Origin of the sequence: Halostagnicola sp. A-GB9-2 (genome assembly GCF_030068615.1) — an archaeon.
Classification (GTDB): Archaea; Halobacteriota; Halobacteria; order Halobacteriales; family Natrialbaceae; genus Halostagnicola.
The window spans coordinates 528,046-546,057 of sequence record NZ_JASJOC010000001.1 but is presented as its reverse complement, the minus strand read 5'-3'; the positions used below and the strand labels follow the sequence as shown (position 1 = coordinate 546,057).

Here is an 18,012-nt window from a genome sequence, read left to right as displayed (position 1 = left end):
GCCCTCGGACAATAAGTCCTCACCGAGCGTTTCGTTCCGCGAGCCGAACCCGTTGGTCCTCGAGATCGAAGAACGCCGTTTCGTATCCCTCGTGTCGCGAGAGTTGGGGCGGCGCCTCGAGCGAAATCGAAACCTCGTCACCGACTTCGAACGCCTCGATCTCGAGATCGGCTCCGTAGTGATGCTCGAGGTTGGGATCGATCGCTTCTGCGAGTTCCGTGCTCGCAATTTCGGCTCCGTCTCGAATGACTGTCGCCGAAAGGGAGGCAAAAGGGAGGATACAGCGGTTGTACGCGGTTCGGGGTGAGACGGCGAGGTACGTCTCAGCCTCCTCAACTATGTCGGACGCGTCGGTCACATTGGTCACGTCAGCCCCACCCGCCGCGCCCTCCCCGGCGGTGACTGCGAACTCGATATCTCCATCGGAGGTGACGCCTCCGTACGCACCGGGAAGTGACGACGGGTCGGGCGCAATTGAGGGCGGCGGGTGGGTATGGTGGTCGTCGCGTGATTCGCACGCACCGCCCCGCGACCCGTTCATCAACTCAAGCGCGCCCGGATCGCCCCGTCCGTCCTCGACGTCGAGTAGGGTCCGATCGAGCGAATCGATTGCCTCGCTCGAGTACTCGAACTCGACCTCGAGCGTCGCCAGGGGTTCGAATCGGTCGCCGAACTCGCCTAGTCGCTCGAGGCGAACCGGATCGATCGTCAGTTCGGCGACGTAGGTCCCGTCCTCGGATAGTGCGACGTTTTCGCCGTAGTGAAAGCCCATTCGCTGGGAGAGCATCGGCCAGAGTCGTCGGTCGGCGATGCGGTCGCCGTTTCGCCGAATCAATACCGCGATATCGGTTGGGAGCACCATTTCGGTTTCCTCGTCCCAGACGCTCGCCATCAAGTGAACTGCGTGGTCCGATCGCAGATCCGCTCGGCTTTGCTCATCGCCGGTTACGGTCCAGAACGAGTGCGGACGAGTTGCGAACAGGGCGACCGCGTACTCGTCCGCAGTCTCGAGCCCGTAGGTCGTCATCTCGTCGATTTTCGGCGGGACGTAGATGCCCGCCGGCGGATCGACGACGAGTTCCCGCCAAGCGTCCTCGCGCCGGAGCGACTCGAGGCACCCGGACGTACTCGTCCCGAGGACGCCACAGCCACATGCCGCGAGAAGTTTTCGCCGTCGCATCGCTGGTGGGTTGCTATGCCGGCGGGAGTGATAGCACGGCGGCCTGCAGATGCGCCGAACGACAGTCGCGAGGCGGGCACGTCTCTCCGTTTTCCGTCTCGAGAAGACGAGTCGAGACGTGAACGCTTAACAGATGGGCTCCCGGAGGTACGTCCATGCAACGAGGTGTCTTCGGTGGTTAGTCGTACCGGATTGGGGCGGTTCGTGATCGTCGCCGCCTGCACGGCGGTGTTCGCGATCGCCGGCGTCGGGCTGTTCGTCGTCGTTCCCGAATCGCTCACGCAGCTGTTCGGTATCCTCCTGGCGCTCGCGGTCGTCGTCATCGGGATCCGAATCGCGGGCAACATCGCGCGTTCGGTGTTCCCCGGATACAACGTCGCGGAAGTCGCCGTTGACGGTCCGATCAGTCGTGACGGCGGCGGCGGTCCGCTTCCCTCGAGCCCGAGCGCGACCCCGGCGGACGACATCGTCGACCAGATCGACCGGGCGAACGAGGACGGCAACGTCGACGCGTTGCTGGTGAAGCTGAACACGCCCGGCGGCGAGGTCGTCCCGAGCGACGACATCAGGCTCGCGGCCGAGCGGTTCGACGGGCCGACGATCGCCTACACGACTGATCTCTGTGCTAGCGGCGGCTACTGGATCGCGAGCGGTTGCGACGAACTGTGGGCTCGAGACGCGAGCATCGTCGGCTCGATCGGCGTCATCGGCTCTCGAGTCAACGCAACCGGCCTCGCCGAAAAGGTGGGGCTCTCCTACGAGCGATTCGCCGCGGGCGACTTCAAGGATGCCGGCACGCCGCTCAAAGAGATGGACGACGACGAACGCGCGTACTTACAGGGGCTGATCGACGACTACTACGAGACGTTCGTCGAACGGGTCAGCGACGGTCGCGACATAGACGCCGAACTGGTTCGCGAAACCGAAGCCCGGATCTACCTCGGCGAGGACGCCCACGAGATGGGTCTCGTCGACGAACTCGGCACGAAACGGGACCTCGAGGACGAACTGGCGGATCGATTGGCGATCGACGACGTGACGATCGAGGAGTTCGAGCCGCCGCAGCCGCTGATGCGAAGGGTCGGTGGCGGCGCCCAACAGGTCGCCTACGCCTTTGGTGCCGGGATTTCCGGGATTGCCGAGGATCGGGGCTTCCGACTCCGAACCTGATCGACACGATTCCCGGCAAACGGGAACCCGTTTCGAGCCCGAATCCGCTCGCAGACGAGCGAAAGAGTACGTGGTTTTATCGTGGCAGGGCGTCGAACGTCTACCGTGACTACGCTGGTCATCTGTCTCGACCGGACCGACGAGGTCGGCCGCCGAACCGGCCTCCAGTCCCCGATCGTCGGCTGGGAGGCAGTGCGCGCGCTCGTGACTGATGTCGGACTCGCGGATCCCGAGGACTCCGGAGTAAACTGTTTGCTCGAGTCTCTCCGGGTCGCCCAGAACCTTCGAGACGAGAACGAAGAGACCGTCGTCGCGGTCGTTTCGGGCGAACGCGATTCGATGGTCTCGGCGGATCGAGCCGTCGCGCGCCAGCTGGACGAACTCATCGCAGAGCATGATCCGGATTCGGCGGTTGTCGTTATCGACAGCGCCGAAGACGAACGCCTGGTTCCGATCGTCGAGAGCCGCGTGCAGGTCGACTCGGTCGATCGGGTCGTCGTTCGACAGGCCAGAGACATCGAGTCGACGTACTACCTGCTCAAGCAATTTCTCGCGGACGAGGAACTTCGCCAGACGGTGCTGGTGCCGATCGGACTCACCTTACTCGTGTTTCCGATGCTGGCGACCGTCTTCGGCCCCGCGGTGGGTGCGGCCGCGATCACGACCGTCATCGGGCTCTTCCTGTTGTACAAGGGGTTCAACATCGACGAACTCATGACCGGATTCGCACACCAGATCAGGGAGTCGCTGTACACGGGGCAGGTGTCGATCGTCACCTACGTCGTCGCCGCCGGGCTCACCTTCGTCGGCATCTTTGCCGGTGCACTGGGCATTTCCGGCCTCGAGGAGCCCCAGAGCGGGGAGGTACTTATCCCCGCCGCCACGTTCGCCTTCGAGGGGGTCCCGTGGCTCGCCGCAGCTGCGCTTACCGCGAGCGCCGGGCGCCTGCTCGACGAAATCATCGGCGAACGGCCGTTGCGGGCATCCTATCTCAACCTTCCCTTTATCGTCATCGCGATCGGACTCGTCGTTCGAGGCTTTTCAGCGTACTTCCTCGAGACCCAGGGCGAAATCGGTCCGCTGACGGTTCCCGATCTCTACCTCGGTTGGCGATCGGTCGAGAGCTTCCAGATAACCGCCGGCGAACGCCTCGCGATCTTCGTCGTGGCTGGCTTCCTCGTGAGTCTGATCGGCGTCCGAATCGCCTCCTCGTTCAGTGGCACCGTCCCGGAGGACGAACCGGACGCCGACTCGGAACAGGCTCGAGACGGCGAGGCGACTGCAGCCGAACTAACTGATCGCGGTTCTGAGTCCGAACTTACAGACGGCGGTGCGAAGTCGAAAACCGACGGGAACCGGAGCCGGGAAACGGAGCCCGGTCGAAGCACGAGGTCCGAAACGGACGACGACGAACATACGACGGACGAGAGCACGAACGCGGATCAATGACATCCTCCCCGGCGTGAACGCCGGGGTTTCCTCGCGCTGGGAGTCTCGGCTACGCCGAGTCCACGGAGGCAACTTGCGGGTTCGTGTGCTCCTCGTTGGGACGGGGAGAGCGTGGTGACTCCAGCCAGTCGTGGCTGTTCCACTTGAGGCACACGGGCCGTGCCATCGGCCGTGCTACTTCTTCGTGCCGCCTCAGGAACGTCTCGCTTGCAACGAGATCCGCGTGGCCTTCGAAGCCACAGGTACACGTCAGCGTGTCTTGGTGCCGAGTCGTGTCCTCGGCCGAACCGCAGTTCGGACACGTTTGAGAGGTCCACGCTTCTGTGCGGACTTCGACGCTGATACCGAACTCCTCGGCGGTGTCGGCGAGCCGCCCGACGAACCGCCGGAACGCCCAAAAGTTGTGCAGCTTGGCGTTCGTCCTAACCGACCAATGTGTCTCGAGCACGTCGGTTAAGTCGCCGACGTACACTGTCGAAACACCCTCGTCGTACAGTCGTTCGATCAAGTCTCGACAAAGCGCGTCCTGTGCGTGCTCGCGCCGCCGCGTCCGACGACGGTACAGCGAATCGATCTGTTTCGACCTGTACCGGCCGTCCTCGAGCTTCGACTGAAGTTCGGCGGTCCGTTGCGTGGTCTCGTGGAATCGTTCGAACAGGTCGCGGCCTTCGTACAGGTACTGCTCGCCGGTCGAAACCGTACAGGCGACGATGTTGTTTGCGCCAATATCCAGAGCGGCGGTTTCGTCCGCCAGTGGTTGTGCCAGTCGAGAATTGTCGATAGTGACTGGCTGAAAGGCCCTGAACGTCTCGCTCACATCGTCGTAATACAGTTCCAACCGACCCTGCTTGTCGTACTCGTTCCAGTTGGGTTCGCCCCGAACCTTGAGCCGGAGGCGTTCTTGGTATCCAAGACCATACTCCTCTTTCAGGTCTTGACCGACAAGAATCTCGAGACGGGAGTATTCGCCCCACTCGACCGAGTACGACGTGTTTCGGATGTACGTCCGCAGTTCGCGGCCCTCGTCTTGATTGCCCCAGAAGCCGGGCTTGCCGTTGGCTTCGCCCTTCTCCCGGAGTGCGAAGAACGAACGCCACGCTTCGCGGTTCTTGCGTTCGATCTGCTGAACGGTTGACGCGCCGAGCGTACCGCCGTACCGTCCGCGGTATTCGTCGATCTCCCAAACGTCGCCGTCCGGGTCGCCGAAGTTGGTTCGGCGCTGATAATTGATTTCGTTCCAGAGTGCGGCTGAAGCGTCCAACAGGCGTCGAAGCAACTCCTCGTCCGCGTCGGACTGGGGTACTACTTCGAACTCGTTGGTGCGCTTCATCGCTACCTCTGTGTACGAACGAAGCTAACATAAACCTACGTATTCTCGTAGATAGTGTGTCGAACCACGTTAACATCGAAGTCCCTGACGACGAACAGTATGAGCGCATCAAACGCGTGAAAAACGAACACGGCCTGACGTGGCGTGGGATGTTGATCCACGCCGCCGACGACTTGGAGACTCCGGCCGGGGAGTAACCGGTGGTTCGCGTAGTCGAGTGACGCGATTCACGCCCGTTGAGCAAACCGAAGGTTTGCGATGCCCATCAGAACGCTTGCGTTCTGAGGACGCCGTAAACGGCGGGGACTCTCTCGCTGAATTAGGTAGGATCCGCGCTGACGCGCACTCGCACTCGGTAGGGTCCGCGCCGACGCGCACTCGCACTCGGCATCCATTTATTCCCGGCGACGTACCGTAGCGCATGAGCGACCAAGCTGGCGCGTGGATCAGCCTCTTTTCCGGCGGAAAGGACTCCTCGTGGGCGCTGTATCAAGCGTTAGAGCACGGATTGGCGGTCGAACGGTTGGTGACCGTCCATCCGACGGGCGACTCGTACATGTACCACGTCCCCGAAACGGACCTCGCGACACTCGCAGCCGAAAGCGTCGACATCCCGCTGGTCGACGTCGAACCGGACGATTTCGATGCGAGTTCCGCCGAGGATTCGGGCGAGCAGGGCGACGACGAACTCGAGCCACTCGAAGCCGCACTCGAGGACCTCGAGCCCGAACTCGACGGTGGAATCGCGGGACTCACCGCGGGCGCGGTCGAGAGCGAGTACCAGACGAGCCGTATCGAAGGGATGTGCGACCGACTCGACTGTGATCTCTTCGCCCCGCTCTGGCAGAAGGATCCCAGAGAACTTGGTGAGACGATGCTCGAGGCGGGATTCGAAATCGTGATCATTCAGGTCGCGGCCCACGGCCTCGACGAATCGTGGCTGGGACGGACGCTGGACGAGGACGCGCTCGAGGACCTCGCGGAACTCAACGACGAGTACGGCGTTCACCTGCTCGGCGAGGGTGGCGAGTTCGAAACGCTGGTCGTCGACGGTCCGCACATGGATCGACGCATCGACCTCGAGTACGAGACCGAGTGGGACGGCACCCGCGGACGGATTCGAGTGACCGAAGCAACGCTCGAGTAGCTCGATGACGACCGCTCCAAAAAGAGGGCGCGCGGCTTCAGGAATCGAGCACTAACGGTTCGTACCACTCGCGGTTCGCTCGGTACCACTCGACAAACTGACCGACGCCGTCACGAATCTCCGTCGAGGGCTCGTAGTCGATCAGTTCGTTGGCCTTCGAAACCTCGGCGTGGGTGTGTCGCGCGTCGGCCTCTTTCGGCTCGGTGTACTCGATGCCGACATCCGCACCCGTCTGGTCGATAACGTGCTCCGCGAGGGCTTCGATCGTGATCGTTCCCGTCGAGCCAACGTTCATCACCTCGCCGTCGGCCGCCTCGGTCTCGAGTAGGGAGAGATTTGCGTCGACGATGTCGTCGATGTAGGTGAAGTCGCGCGTTTGCTGTCCGTCGCCGTAGATGACCGGTGGGTGACCGTTGAGACATCTCGAGGTGAAGTTCGTGATCGCCATGTTGGGTCGCATTCGCGGCCCGTAGACCGTGAAATAGCGAAGGGAGACGGTGTTTACGTCGTAGAGGTCGTTCCAGATGCGACAGTAGTGTTCTGCCGTGAGTTTGGTAACGCCGTAGGGGCTCTGTGGAACGTTCTGGTGTTCCTCATCGTAGGGAAGGTACTCGACCTCGCCGTAGACCGACGAGGAGGAGGCATTGACGAGCCGTTTTACCCCGTGTTCGTCGGCCGCGAGGAGGAGGTTGAGGAGACCGGTCGTGTTGATCTCGTGGGGTTTCTTTGGATTCTCGACGCTCGTCCTGACGCCCGCCTGTGCGGCCTGGTGGTAGATAAACTCGATATCGTGCTCGGAGACGACCTCGTTGACGAGCGCTTCGTCGGTGATCGAGCCGTTGACGAACGTAAATCGGTCGCCGCCTTCCTCGCGGCACAGCTCGAGGTTTCGCTCCTTGATCGCCGGGTTATAGTACGGATCTAACACGTCGAGGACGACGACGGTATGTCCGTGCGATACCAGCCGGTGAGCGATATGAGAGCCGATAAAGCCCGCCCCACCGGTGACGAGAACGTTCATACTCGCCCTAGATGAGTAGGGGTGGTTAGTCGCTTACGGACCATGCCAGATTTTGAGATGAATCGAGCTGGAACACAGAGTCGACGTTTCAAACGGAGTCTCTCCGCTTGGTCTCGCGGTCTTAGTCGGTGCCCTCGGCGATAACGCCCGAATCATCCGCGATCCGTTCTTCGGCTCGGTCGCGGTCTTCGGGATAGCCGACATCGATACGCCAGCCGTCCATTCGAAGCGCGTCGATAGTCCGGCCGGACTGGATCAACAGGTCGATCGCGTCCGGGAGTTCGTACTCGCCGCGATCGGATGGCTGGACGAGGTGACAGGCGTGGAAGATCGCCGGTGTGAACGTGTAAAAGCCGGTCATCACGAGATTCGACGGCGGCTCATCGGGCTTTTCCATGACTTCGACGACCTCGCCGTACTCGTTCGTATCGAGGACGCCGTATCGGGAGGCCTCTTCCCACGGCACCTCTTCGACGAGGAACGCGGCGTCGGCGCGGTCCTCGCGCTGACGGTTGATCACGTCGCCGAGGTTCCCGCGGAAAATGTTGTCGCCGAGCATCAGGACGAAATCGTTGTCGATGTGGGGTTCGGCCTGCAAAATCGCGTGGGCGAGGCCGAGCTGTTCGCGCTGGTGCGCGTAGGTGATCGGCACGCCCTGATACTCGTCGCCGTAGCGCTCGATGATCTTCTCTTTCATGTAGCCGACGACGACGACGAACTCGTCGACGCCGATCTCGAGGAGATTGTCGAAGACGTCCTCGATGAGCGGTTTGTCGTTGACCTCTACGAGGACCTTCGGCTTGTCTTCTGTGAGTGGCCGAAGGCGTGTACCTTTGCCTGCGGCGAGGACGACAGCCTGCATATCGAAAACGGTCACTACGTGAAGACAAATACTTTCGGTTACTTCGACAGGATCGTGTCCGTTCAAGAGATAATTCACCTCGAGAGAGCCTCGAAGCAATTCCGGAGCGGGCGAATTATCTATAGCCGAGCGACTCGAGCCGGTCCAGCACTTCTTCCTCGTCGTCATACTCTACCCCCTTGCCGTCCGAACCGTCCGACGTTTCGGATCGCGCTTCGTGAGCCGAGAGCGAGGCGGCTAACTCGTCTCGAAGTTCGGCCGCCTTCTGGGGGCGCTCGTCGACGAGATCGTCCGTCTCCTCGGGATCTCCTTCGAGGTCGTACAACTGCTCGCTCGCGCCGTGGGGCCGTTCGCAGTACCGACAGGTCGGATCCCCATCGACCGCCTCGAGGTACTTCCACCGGTCGGTTCTGACGCCCCTGAATCGCTGGGTGTTCGCCTCCTCGAGCAACAGCGAATCCCGACTCTCCCAGCCCGCTTCGTCCTCGAGAAGCGGTCGAAGGGACTGTCCGTCGGTGTCGAACGCGGATTCCTCGCGATTGTCGTGACCATCGAGGATGTCGAGAACCGTGGGTGCGACATCGGTGATACTCACGAGTTCGTCGGACTGCTCGGCGCTCTCGCCGGGTGGCCGAACAATGAGCGGAATCCGAGCGGTCGATTCGTAGAGCCCGTGGTGTTCGAAGTAGATGTCGTGTTCGCCGAGTGACTCTCCGTGATCCGCGAGGACGACGACGAGGGTCTCTTCGAGCAGTTCACGGGTCTCGAGGGCCTCGAGAAGGCCGTCGATGGTTCGATCGGCTTCGGTCGCCGCCGCGTCGTACTGGGCTCGGGCGAGCGCGGTGCCGACGCCGACATCGTGGTCCTCCCACCGTTCGTTGTCCTGATTGACGACGCCGCCGGGGGTGAGACTGTTCGCGGTGATCGAGCCCGTCGGGAACTCCGACGCAACCTCCGAGAGCGGCCTGTTCTCGTAGTCATATTCCTCGAGATAGCGCTCGACGAGGTCGTCGTCCACGTCGTAGGGCGTGTGCGTGTCCATCAGGTGGACGAGCGAGTAGAACTCCTCAGCGTCGTCGAGAAAGTCAGTAAACTGCTTGACCACGCCGTCCTCGTCGTCGCTTCCCGTTCGACCGGTGAGGGCGTTGTACGTCCTCGATATCGTATCTCCGATGGCGGGGTGAATTCCGTACAGCAAACTGCTCGCTGACTTCTCGAGGGACTTGAGACGCCAGTGGGCCGAGGACAGCTCTGGATAGCGATCGAAGCCCCGTCGATGCCAGCGACCGAGGGGGCGACCGAACGCGCCCGTATCGTATCCCCGTTCCTCGAGGGCGACCGGAAGCGTCGGTGTCCCTTCGATCGCTCGCTTTTCCGCGTCCGTGACGTGTGATCCGTGATTGACGACGCCGTGTGTTCGCGGAAGTCGGCCGGTCTGTAGCGATGTCAACGCGGGGTCGGTCGCATTGATCGTGCTGTAGGCCCGCTCGAAGCGCGTCCCGGAAGCGGCAAGCTCGTCGATGGTGGGCGTCACCGGACGCCCGCCGTAGGCACCCACCCGATCCGTTCGAAGGGCATCGACGACGACCACGAGTACGTTCATCACCGTTAGTATTCAGTTCTCCGTCTAAAACGTGATGGTCCACAGTCTCTAAACGCCCGACGAGTCGTCGCCGTCTCCGCACCGACGCTCAATTCGGCTCCTCGTCGCGTATTCGCCGTTCGTCGAGGGCGACTCAAGACTCGGCGGGGTTTAACGGCGTAGCCGTGCGTAAAACGGGATTAGCGTCCCCCAAACGGCATAAACTAATCAAAAAAGACATGCCAGTCGAATCTCAACCTGCTCCTATGCCCGTCAGTTTCTCCCAGTGGGTGCGAGAAAGCGTGGATCATCTCCGTTCCGACGATGGACCGTTTGTAAAACGGATCATTCGGAGCATGTATTTTGTGTACGTTTCTTTCCTCTTAGAAATCTCTTCTCGAGTGCCGATCGGAACGAACGTCTACGATCGCGAGTGGGATATGCTGGTCATACTGGACGCGTGCAGGGTCGATGCGATCGAGGAGGTTGCGCCCGAATACGAGTTCATCGAATCGGTCGATTCGATCCGATCTGTCGGCAGTACATCCTTCGAATGGATGCCGCTTACGTTCACCAGAGAACATGAGGACGACATAGCCGAGACGTCGTATATCACCGGGAACCCGTATACTGAGTCGGTGTTCGAACGAAAGGACCATCCGCCGGTTCGGGACGCTATTCCGTTCGGCCCGACGGATTACGACGTCGTCGACGACGACGATTTCGATCACCTCGAGGAGTTGTGGAAATACGAGCAAGCGGGCGATTTCAACCGCAAGCCTCCTCGGTTTACCACTGATAGAGCGATCTCCACCGCCAGATCTCGAGATCCGGAAAAACTGATCGTCCACTATATGTACCCCCACAATCCGTTTCCGCTCGCCGACGAGGGACTGGAGAAACCGTTCGACGACCTCAAAGCCGGAAACGTCTCTCGCGAAACAGTGTGGGAACTGTACCTAGAGAACCTTCGGTACGTTCTCGATGACGTGGAATTACTGCTCGAGAGTACCGACATGGACCGAGTCGTTATCACTGCCGACCACGGGGAAGCCTTCGGCGAGTACGGGTTTTACAAGCATATTATCGGGTGTCCATTGCCCTGTGTTCGACGGGTACCCTGGATCAGAACGTCTGCCGTCGATACCGAAACGTACGAACCGGACCGAGAGGAGTTACCGTCCCGGACGACCTCGGCCGAGGAACGATTGAAAGGGTTAGGGTACCTATAGGCGTATCGACTCCCCCTGCCCGTCGAACTGTGGCGTACGGATCTACCCCTACCGTCGAACTTCGTTCCCGGACCGCGACGGTCGTCACGCTTCTCGCAGATAGAGATTTTCGCGGATGAAGTGTCGTCCCGAATCCTGTTCTTCCGCGTACATAGGAACTTTATACTGATCAGTGCCACTCCTCGCGTACATGGGCCTCCTACGCAATGCGGCTGACGTTTACAATCGTCACGGGCTTACCGGACTCTGTCGAAAATCCGTAAAATTCTTCGCCGATAACCCCCAGTACTTTTTCTACGCGATCACGAACGCGATCTTTCGCCTCAGATACGGGAAAGGGACCGACGTGATGAGCGAAGACTGGGACAATTTGATCATCCTCGACGCGTGCCGGTACGACGCGTTCAAAGATCGCAATACTGTCGACGGCGATCTCCAACGCCGGGTCTCTCGAGGCTCGTCGAGTCTCGAGTTTATCGAAGGGAATTTTACGGGACGAACCCTCCACGATACGGTCTATGTCACCGCGAACACGTATTATACCGCGGCCGGTGACGACACGTTTCACTCGGTTGTCACGTGTTTCGACCACTGGGACGAAGACCTCCAGACGGTTCCGCCGAGCGGCGTCGTCGAGGAGTCGAAGCAAGCGTTCGATCGAAACCCGAACAAACGCCTCATTATGCACTTTATGCAACCGCATGCCCCCTATATCGGATCTACCGGGCAGGAGCTTCGGGATAAAATCGAGCGCGATGTCGATGTCAGAGGGATGACTATCGAACGAGGAATGGACGATTGGGACGAACCAGGCGACGAACCGGACGACGATTCGAGGGCTATTCAGGCGATTCAGGCACCCGCGATGGACGGTATCGACGTGACTGACGAAGAGGTGAGGGAGGCGTACGACGAAAATTTGGACGTCGTTTTGGCGCGCCTCGAGGAACTCCTGTCACACCTCGAAGGGAAGACAGTTATCACTGCCGACCACGGCGAACTAATCGGCGATCGCGTACCCCCGTTGTTCCGGAAGCGGTACGAACACCCGATCTACCTCCATACTTCTGAACTGTGTCTCGTTCCCTGGCTGGTGATCGACGACGGGGAACGGCGGACGATCACGTCCGATCCGCCGGAGCGGTACGATTCGGTGGACGAAGCGGACCTCGAGGAGAAACTTCGAGCGTTCGGCTACCGCTGACGGATGTCCTTGAGGTCCGGGTGGGACGATAACTCGGTCTCCCCGGTCCGTGCGACGTGATCACGTCGCTGCTGCCACCGGGCGTGTCGAACGACGACCCGAATCGGTACCGCCTCCAGTTCTAGCACTTTGGCGATCGACAATCGGTGGTTCCCGCCGCCGCAAAAGACGAGGTCCCCGTCCCGCCCGATGCTCACACAGACCTGATCGAGCGACGACGCTATTCTCGAGTCGGCACCCTCGTACTGCTTCGTCGGATCGTACCCGCGATTTCGAATGCTCTCGTACAGTCGGTCGATCCGCTCGTATCGACGCTCGAGGTCGTCTCTCGAGAAGCAGCCGTCGGCCTCGCCCTCCTCGTCGATTCGGCGGCACAGTTCGCCGTAGACGTCTGTCTCAGTCCACGCCTTGCCGTCGATGTACCGCTGCTCGACCGAGCGGTGCTTGATCGACGCCTCGTAGGGGGTCGTCTGAAGGTCCCAGTCGCCCCCTCGAACGGCCCCTGTCGCGAGGTACTTGTCGATGGATCTGTTGGCTACCGAAATTTCGTTTGGATCGACTGAGACGAGCGTAAACGGGTCCGCGAGGGCGTCGTACGGGCCGACCGACCGGTAGTACTCCAATCGGGCGCGCGCGACCACCCGAACCAGAAGCGGGTGATGACAGAGAAACGCTCGTCCGGACGAGACGAGACCGCGAACTCCGCCGGAAGAGAGAACGGATCGCGTTCTCTCCAGTAGTGTCATTGATCTGGGGTACGGAGAGATCGACTAAATAATCCGTGATTTAGAGTCGGACCGGCAGTGACTCCGATCCGGCAACGGTTCCGATCTGAGCCGTTAGCTATTCCGGCTCGAACCGTCAGCGACTTATCCGCTGCTTTTGGAACGATTCATATGCCGCTCCGACGAGTTCGACAGAAAGTTCGCGACGTCGGAGTCCTCGAATTGCTCAAACGCGGGATTGAAACCGGGGCCGCGCCGAGGCTGTTCGCGGGCAAACTCGCACTGGATACCAGAATTAGCTACCTCAGGCGCGCGGAGCTCGCTCGAACGCCGGGTGCCGACGTGTTCGCGTTCGGCTCCGAGGAGTCAATCACGCTCGACGCTCCGTCGAGTGCACCCTCGGAACTCGAGCGGATGGCCGGTTCGTTTTCGCTCGGGCAACCGTTCGTCTGCCGACTGCCGAAGGCTCGACTCATCGGGCGGGACTCCTTATCCGTTCGGCCGGACGGCTCGTTGCTCCTCGAGACGTCGCTCAGTCGGCGCGACACACTCGAGCAGTCGCTGTTGGCGGACCCGTCCCTGCTCAGGCGGGCGCTGTGGGATCAATCATCGCTCGGGACTCCGAGCGAGGGGGAGCGTCGTCTGCAGACGGTGTGCTCGCTCGTCGACGGCTGTCTCGGCGGCTACTCCCACTGGACGTTGACCGCACTCCCGCGACTCGAGGGACTCCGGCGGTGGGAAGAACAGACTGGCGAGCGCGCGACGATTCTCGTTCCGGATAACGCGTCGAGTTGGGTTCTCGAGTCGCTCGCGTTTTTCGGGTACGGACCTGAACGCGTCGAAACGTGGACCGGGGAGCCGACGACGATTGAAGGATTGCTCGTGCCCTCGGTTCGCTCTCTCGAGCAGCCCCGGTCGACCTACGCCCACCGGTTCACGTACGATCTGTCGTACAAGCTCACGTCGCCGGCTGCCTGCCGGTGGCTCCGGTCCGCCGCTCGAGAAACGACTTCCTCGCAGCGTTCCGACACCAGCTCCGAAATCGAGACCCGCCCTGCGGGCCGCGGTCGACGGGTGTACATCTCGCGTGCGGATGCCGACCGGCGACGGGTCCGCAACCGAGACGAACTCCTCGATTCACTCGCGAACCGCGGGTTCGAACGCTACACGCTCTCGTCGCTCTCGTTCGCCGAGCAAGTCCGACTCTTTCTCGAAGCGGATATCGTTATTGCTCCGCACGGGGCCGGCCTTGCCAACTCCGTGTTCGCGAACGATTGTGCGGTAGTCGAACTGTTCGGCTCCAAGATCAAACCGACCTACTGGATGCTCGCCGCCGCGCTCGGCCTTGAGTACGAGTATCACCTCTGTGAGTCTGTCGGGGACGATTTGCGGGTCGACGTCGCGGCGATAACCGATTCGGTCGAAGCGCTCCTGTGATCGCCGCGAGCCGACGGCGACACAGAACGGATTATAGTCGAGAGTAGCCGCCGCTCGATGTCTGCCCCTTGAGTTGTCCCAGCCGCTCGAGTCGTTCCATAAGGGCTTTTCGTACACATGATCAGACTGATAGCCGTGGCACCGAAAGACGCGGACAGACGGGTGGCCGTCGACGCCACCTCGACGCAACTATGAGAATCGGTCAAACGTCGTTCCTCCAGTTCGTTACCGAGATCGCCGCCTCGGCGATCGGTTTCGTCGCGACGATTTATTTCGCTCGCGTCCTCGGTGCAGAAGTTCTTGGCTACTACTCCATCGCGCTGGCTGTCGTCACCTGGCTCGGTATCGGCGGCAAGATAGGCCTCTCGAGTGCGATCACCAAGCGCATGAGCGAGGAGACCGATTCGTATGCGTACTTCTGGGCGGGCGCATCGATCATCGGGTCGATATTCGTCGTTCTCGCGATCGGCGTGCTCGTCTTCCAGGATCAATTGAACGCCTACGTCGGCGAGGACGTCCACCTCATCGTGATCCTCATGTTGGTCGCGGTTCTGTGTAACTCCCTGTTCAACGCAGCCTTGCAGGGCCAGCACAAGGTGCACATCTATGCTGTTCTCAAGCCCCTGAAAATCGGTGGTCGGGCGCTCGTCCAGGTCGCGCTCGTCCTCGCCGGACTGGAACTTACTGGGATGCTCATCGGCTACTCGACGGGCTGGATGATGTCCGCATTCGTCGCCGCTATCGTGCTCACACCGCCGTTCGAGCGGCCCACGCGTCGCCACTACAAACGACTCGTCGACTTCGCGAAGTACGCGTGGATTGGGCGAGTACAGGGCAAAACGTTCAGCGAAGTCGACATTCTCGTCTTGGGGGCGCTCGTCTCGAGCGCGCTCGTCGGCGTGTACTCCATCGTCTGGGCGCTGTGTTCGTTCTTCCTGATTTTCGGATCCGCAATCAGTACCGCGATGTTCCCCGAGATCAGTAAGCACGATACGGACGGCGAGCACCGTCACGTTGCGAGCCTGACGACGGAGGCCCTCGCGTTCGCGGGGTTCGTCCTCATTCCGGGAATTATCGGCGGGATACTCGTCGGTGACCGTGTGCTGGCGATCTACGGCACGGAGTTCGTCGAGGGCCAGTACGTCCTCCCGATCTTGCTGTTGGGTTCGTTACTGTACTCGTACTTCGATCAGTTGCTCAATACGCTCAACGGGCTCGATCGGCCGGACATCGCGTTTCGCGTCAACGGTCTGTTCATCGTCTCGAACGTCGTCGCAAACGTCGGTCTCGTCGCCGCTATCGGTTGGACCGGTGCTGCGATCGGAACGGCGCTATCGGCTGGGCTGGGACTCATCGGCGCGTTCTATGCGCTTGGTCACCACCTCGAGTTCGAACTGCCACTGGTCGAAATCGCTCGCCAGTGGGTCGCAGCCATCGCGATGGGCGCTGTCGTCTATCCTGTTACGACGTTCGTCAGCCCACCCTCGGAAAGCCTCGAGTCAACGGCTGTCACCGCGGCGATCGTCGCAGGCGGTGCCGTAGTGTACGTCGTCGTCCTCTTCGCGATGTCACCTCACTTCCGTGATGTCGTTCGAAACAACGCCCCGATCGAAATTCCGCGCGTTACGGGTCGATAACCGCGATTACTCTATCGTCCGGTCTCGAAATCCGGCGAGTGGTATCGGTCGCTGAATAACGACGGCGACCGCTTGGTACAGCCCCGATCAGCAAACGTCCGCGTAAATTCCGAGAATCCGGTCCCCGATCCGATCCCAGCTGACTTCCCGAACTTCTTCGCGACCGTTCGAACGGGTTTCCGTCTCGAGAACCGAGACGAGGTGATCGACCAGTTCGTCCTGAGTTTTGCCGACGCCCGAGGGCGAGACATCGGCGAGTCGCGTGCGCACGTCGCCAACGGTGGTCGAGACGACCGGCAGATCGCAGGCCATCGCCTCCTTGACCGTGTTCGGTGAGCCTTCGTGTTTCGAGGTGAGCAACAACGCATCGGCGGCGTTCATGTAGACGGGGACCTCCTCGTGGTCGACCCCGGAAATGGTCTGGAGTTCGATATCGTCTTCGAGGCGCGCTCGAGCGTCCTCGACGACGCGCTCGGCCAGGGGATAGTTCTTGCGCTCGTAGTCGGGCGAGTAAGGGAAGAGAACGTGTTTTTTGTTCGGCTCCCAGCCGACTCGCTCGCGGGCCTCGGCATGGTCCATCGGCTCGAAGCGCTCGAGGTCGATGCCGCTCGGGAGGATATGTGCGTCCCGGCCCAGCAGTTCGCGCATCTCCTCGCTTCGAACGGTGATCGCGTCACAGCGCCAAGCGCAGGCTTTCGATACGTACCCGTCGAAGCCGATGACGTCGGATCCCCACAGCGTGAGGACGACGGGAAGCGATAGCTGGGTGATCGCGTAGGGGGCGGTGAGCCCGTAGTTCGCGTGAATTACGTCGAAGTCGCCGTCCCGGAGCGCTCGTCGCACGCGCGGGAAGTACTCGAGGTACTCCCATGCACCGCGGCCACTTCCCATGTCGCCGTCGATCTGGTCTTCGCCCGGAACCACGACCACCGTCGTGTCGACGCCCTTGGCCTCGAGGGTCTCGATCTGCTGGTCGAAAAACACCTCCCGAGAGGTCGTCAGGTGGAGGACTCGAAGCGGACGATTTGAGGGCATCGTCGATCAGGACTCCTCGCCGATCAGCGACGAGTTCGATTTCGAGAGTCCATACAGGTAGCCAAAGCCGACGGCCGCGGTGAAGACGAAAATCGCGACAAGCTGTTTGACCTTCGGAAGCGATGGGCCGGCGAGGAGGCTCTTGAGTCGTGCCGGCACGAACCCGATCATGAGCTGTTTCAGGTAGTCGTTTTTATCGCCCGACGCCTCGGGAAGGAGCAGGTCCATGATCCGCTTCGAGTAGCCCTGCCAGAACGAGCGGAAGACGAGCCAGCGAAACTCCCCGCGGTACTCAAAGAGCTTGTGGTGGACGACGGCGTCCGTATTGTAGATCACGCCGGTTCCGTACTTGTTCGCGATTCGGATGCAGACTGGAGCTTCGTGGGCCTGGATATGCCTGTCACCTTTGCGGCCGGTGTTCTGATCGTAGCCGCCGACGTTCAAGAACACGTCTCGTCGGTAGGAGATGTTCGAGCCGTAGGTGTTTCGCAGTTCCTCCATGTGCTCGCCCATCCCACGTTCGTCACAGCCGACGAGCCAGTAGAACTCCGCGGGGAAGAAATCGGGCTTTTCGGTCACCCAGTCGGCCGCGACGTGGCCGCCGACGGCGTTCGCGTCGGTCTCCTCGTAGACTCGAGCGAGTTCGTCGATCCAGTCGGGTTCGGCGACGGCGTCGTCGTCGATGAACGCGACGACCTCGCCGTCGGCGAGTTCGGCACCTTTCGTCCGGCTGTAGGAGATGCCCTTGTTCTCGTCGTTACAGTGCAGGGTAACGCCCTCGTGTTCCCCGTAGTCGTTTTCGACGCGCTCGAAGACGTCCTCGTTTCCGTCGACGACGATCACGGTCTCGAGGGGGTCGTACGTTTGTGCGAGGACGCTATCGACGCATTCGGAAAAGACGTCGTAGCGCTCCATCGCGTACGTGCAAATGACGACGGAGACCTTCATCGACGGTCGGTTACGGTGAACGGCGAATAAGCCTTTTTGTTCGGCTGTCGTGA

General features: G+C 61.1%; 16 protein-coding genes. 8 read left to right on the top strand and 8 right to left on the bottom strand.

Annotated features, from left to right (window positions below; genetic code table 11):
• Nucleotides 1–19: 19 nt before the first annotated feature.
• Nucleotides 20–1,180, bottom strand: a complete 1,161-nt coding sequence (locus tag QNM96_RS02750; protein ID WP_283834477.1) for an iron transporter — start codon at nt 1,178–1,180, stop codon at nt 20–22.
• 174 nt (nt 1,181–1,354) lie between these two features.
• Here QNM96_RS02750 and sppA point away from each other — a divergent pair, with 174 nt between their 5' ends.
• Nucleotides 1,355–2,350: a signal peptide peptidase SppA gene (gene sppA, locus QNM96_RS02745; protein ID WP_283834476.1), complete on the top strand. Its 996-nt coding sequence runs from the start codon at nt 1,355–1,357 to the stop codon at nt 2,348–2,350.
• A gap of 105 nt (nt 2,351–2,455) precedes the next feature.
• Complete coding sequence (locus QNM96_RS02740) at nt 2,456–3,799, top strand: DUF373 family protein (protein ID WP_283834475.1); 1,344 nt, start codon at nt 2,456–2,458, stop codon at nt 3,797–3,799.
• A gap of 49 nt (nt 3,800–3,848) precedes the next feature.
• Here QNM96_RS02740 and QNM96_RS02735 read toward each other — a convergent pair whose 3' ends face one another.
• Nucleotides 3,849–5,129 (bottom strand): transposase, encoded by a 1,281-nt coding sequence (locus QNM96_RS02735; RefSeq protein WP_283834474.1) that lies wholly within the window; start codon nt 5,127–5,129, stop codon nt 3,849–3,851.
• Between the two features lie 56 nt (nt 5,130–5,185).
• On the opposite strand from QNM96_RS02735, the gene QNM96_RS02730 reads away from it, so the two are divergent.
• Nucleotides 5,186–5,326: a hypothetical protein gene (locus tag QNM96_RS02730; protein ID WP_021780798.1), complete on the top strand. Its 141-nt coding sequence runs from the start codon at nt 5,186–5,188 to the stop codon at nt 5,324–5,326.
• 224 nt (nt 5,327–5,550) lie between these two features.
• On the top strand, nt 5,551–6,276 hold the full coding sequence (locus QNM96_RS02725) for a diphthine--ammonia ligase (RefSeq protein WP_283834473.1): 726 nt from the start codon (nt 5,551–5,553) through the stop codon (nt 6,274–6,276).
• 37 nt (nt 6,277–6,313) lie between these two features.
• Here the strand turns inward: QNM96_RS02725 and QNM96_RS02720 are convergent, their stop codons facing one another.
• From QNM96_RS02720 to QNM96_RS02710, 3 genes are all read right to left on the bottom strand, one after another.
• Entirely contained in the window at nt 6,314–7,297 is a 984-nt protein-coding gene (locus QNM96_RS02720) for an NAD-dependent epimerase/dehydratase family protein (protein WP_283834472.1), read from the bottom strand.
• A 121-nt stretch (nt 7,298–7,418) separates the two neighbouring features.
• Entirely contained in the window at nt 7,419–8,159 is a 741-nt protein-coding gene (gene aglF, locus QNM96_RS02715) for a UTP--glucose-1-phosphate uridylyltransferase AglF (protein ID WP_283834471.1), read from the bottom strand.
• Between the two features lie 115 nt (nt 8,160–8,274).
• The gene (locus QNM96_RS02710; RefSeq protein WP_283834470.1) at nt 8,275–9,762 is read right to left on the bottom strand and encodes a sulfatase; all 1,488 of its coding nucleotides are present in this window, start codon (nt 9,760–9,762) and stop codon (nt 8,275–8,277) included.
• Between the two features lie 380 nt (nt 9,763–10,142).
• Here QNM96_RS02710 and QNM96_RS02705 point away from each other — a divergent pair, with 380 nt between their 5' ends.
• Together QNM96_RS02705 and QNM96_RS02700 are read left to right on the top strand one after the other, a co-directional pair.
• Nucleotides 10,143–10,973 (top strand): hypothetical protein, encoded by an 831-nt coding sequence (locus tag QNM96_RS02705; protein ID WP_283834469.1) that lies wholly within the window; start codon nt 10,143–10,145, stop codon nt 10,971–10,973.
• A gap of 190 nt (nt 10,974–11,163) precedes the next feature.
• On the top strand, nt 11,164–12,177 hold the full coding sequence (locus QNM96_RS02700; RefSeq protein ID WP_283834468.1) for a hypothetical protein: 1,014 nt from the start codon (nt 11,164–11,166) through the stop codon (nt 12,175–12,177).
• Here the strand turns inward: QNM96_RS02700 and QNM96_RS02695 are convergent.
• Nucleotides 12,168–12,923, bottom strand: a complete 756-nt coding sequence (locus QNM96_RS02695) for a hypothetical protein (RefSeq protein WP_283834467.1) — start codon at nt 12,921–12,923, stop codon at nt 12,168–12,170. The two genes, QNM96_RS02700 and QNM96_RS02695, sit on opposite strands and share 10 nt — an antisense overlap.
• Before the next feature lie 150 nt (nt 12,924–13,073).
• On the opposite strand from QNM96_RS02695, the gene QNM96_RS02690 reads away from it, so the two are divergent.
• Together QNM96_RS02690 and QNM96_RS02685 are read left to right on the top strand one after the other, a co-directional pair.
• Nucleotides 13,074–14,339 carry a glycosyltransferase family 61 protein gene (locus QNM96_RS02690; RefSeq protein ID WP_283834466.1) on the top strand — a complete coding sequence of 422 codons (1,266 nt, stop codon included), beginning with the start codon at nt 13,074–13,076 and terminating at the stop codon, nt 14,337–14,339.
• Nucleotides 14,340–14,530: 191 nt separating this feature from the next.
• On the top strand, nt 14,531–15,976 hold the full coding sequence (locus QNM96_RS02685) for an oligosaccharide flippase family protein (protein WP_283834465.1): 1,446 nt from the start codon (nt 14,531–14,533) through the stop codon (nt 15,974–15,976).
• Between the two features lie 87 nt (nt 15,977–16,063).
• On the opposite strand, the gene QNM96_RS02680 is transcribed toward QNM96_RS02685, so the two are convergent.
• Together QNM96_RS02680 and aglG are read right to left on the bottom strand one after the other, a co-directional pair.
• Nucleotides 16,064–17,011 (bottom strand): glycosyltransferase, encoded by a 948-nt coding sequence (locus QNM96_RS02680; RefSeq protein ID WP_283834464.1) that lies wholly within the window; start codon nt 17,009–17,011, stop codon nt 16,064–16,066.
• Nucleotides 17,012–17,017: 6 nt separating this feature from the next.
• Nucleotides 17,018–17,959 (bottom strand): glucosyl-dolichyl phosphate glucuronosyltransferase, encoded by a 942-nt coding sequence (gene aglG, locus QNM96_RS02675; protein ID WP_283834463.1) that lies wholly within the window; start codon nt 17,957–17,959, stop codon nt 17,018–17,020.
• Between the last annotated feature and the right edge of the window lie 53 nt (nt 17,960–18,012).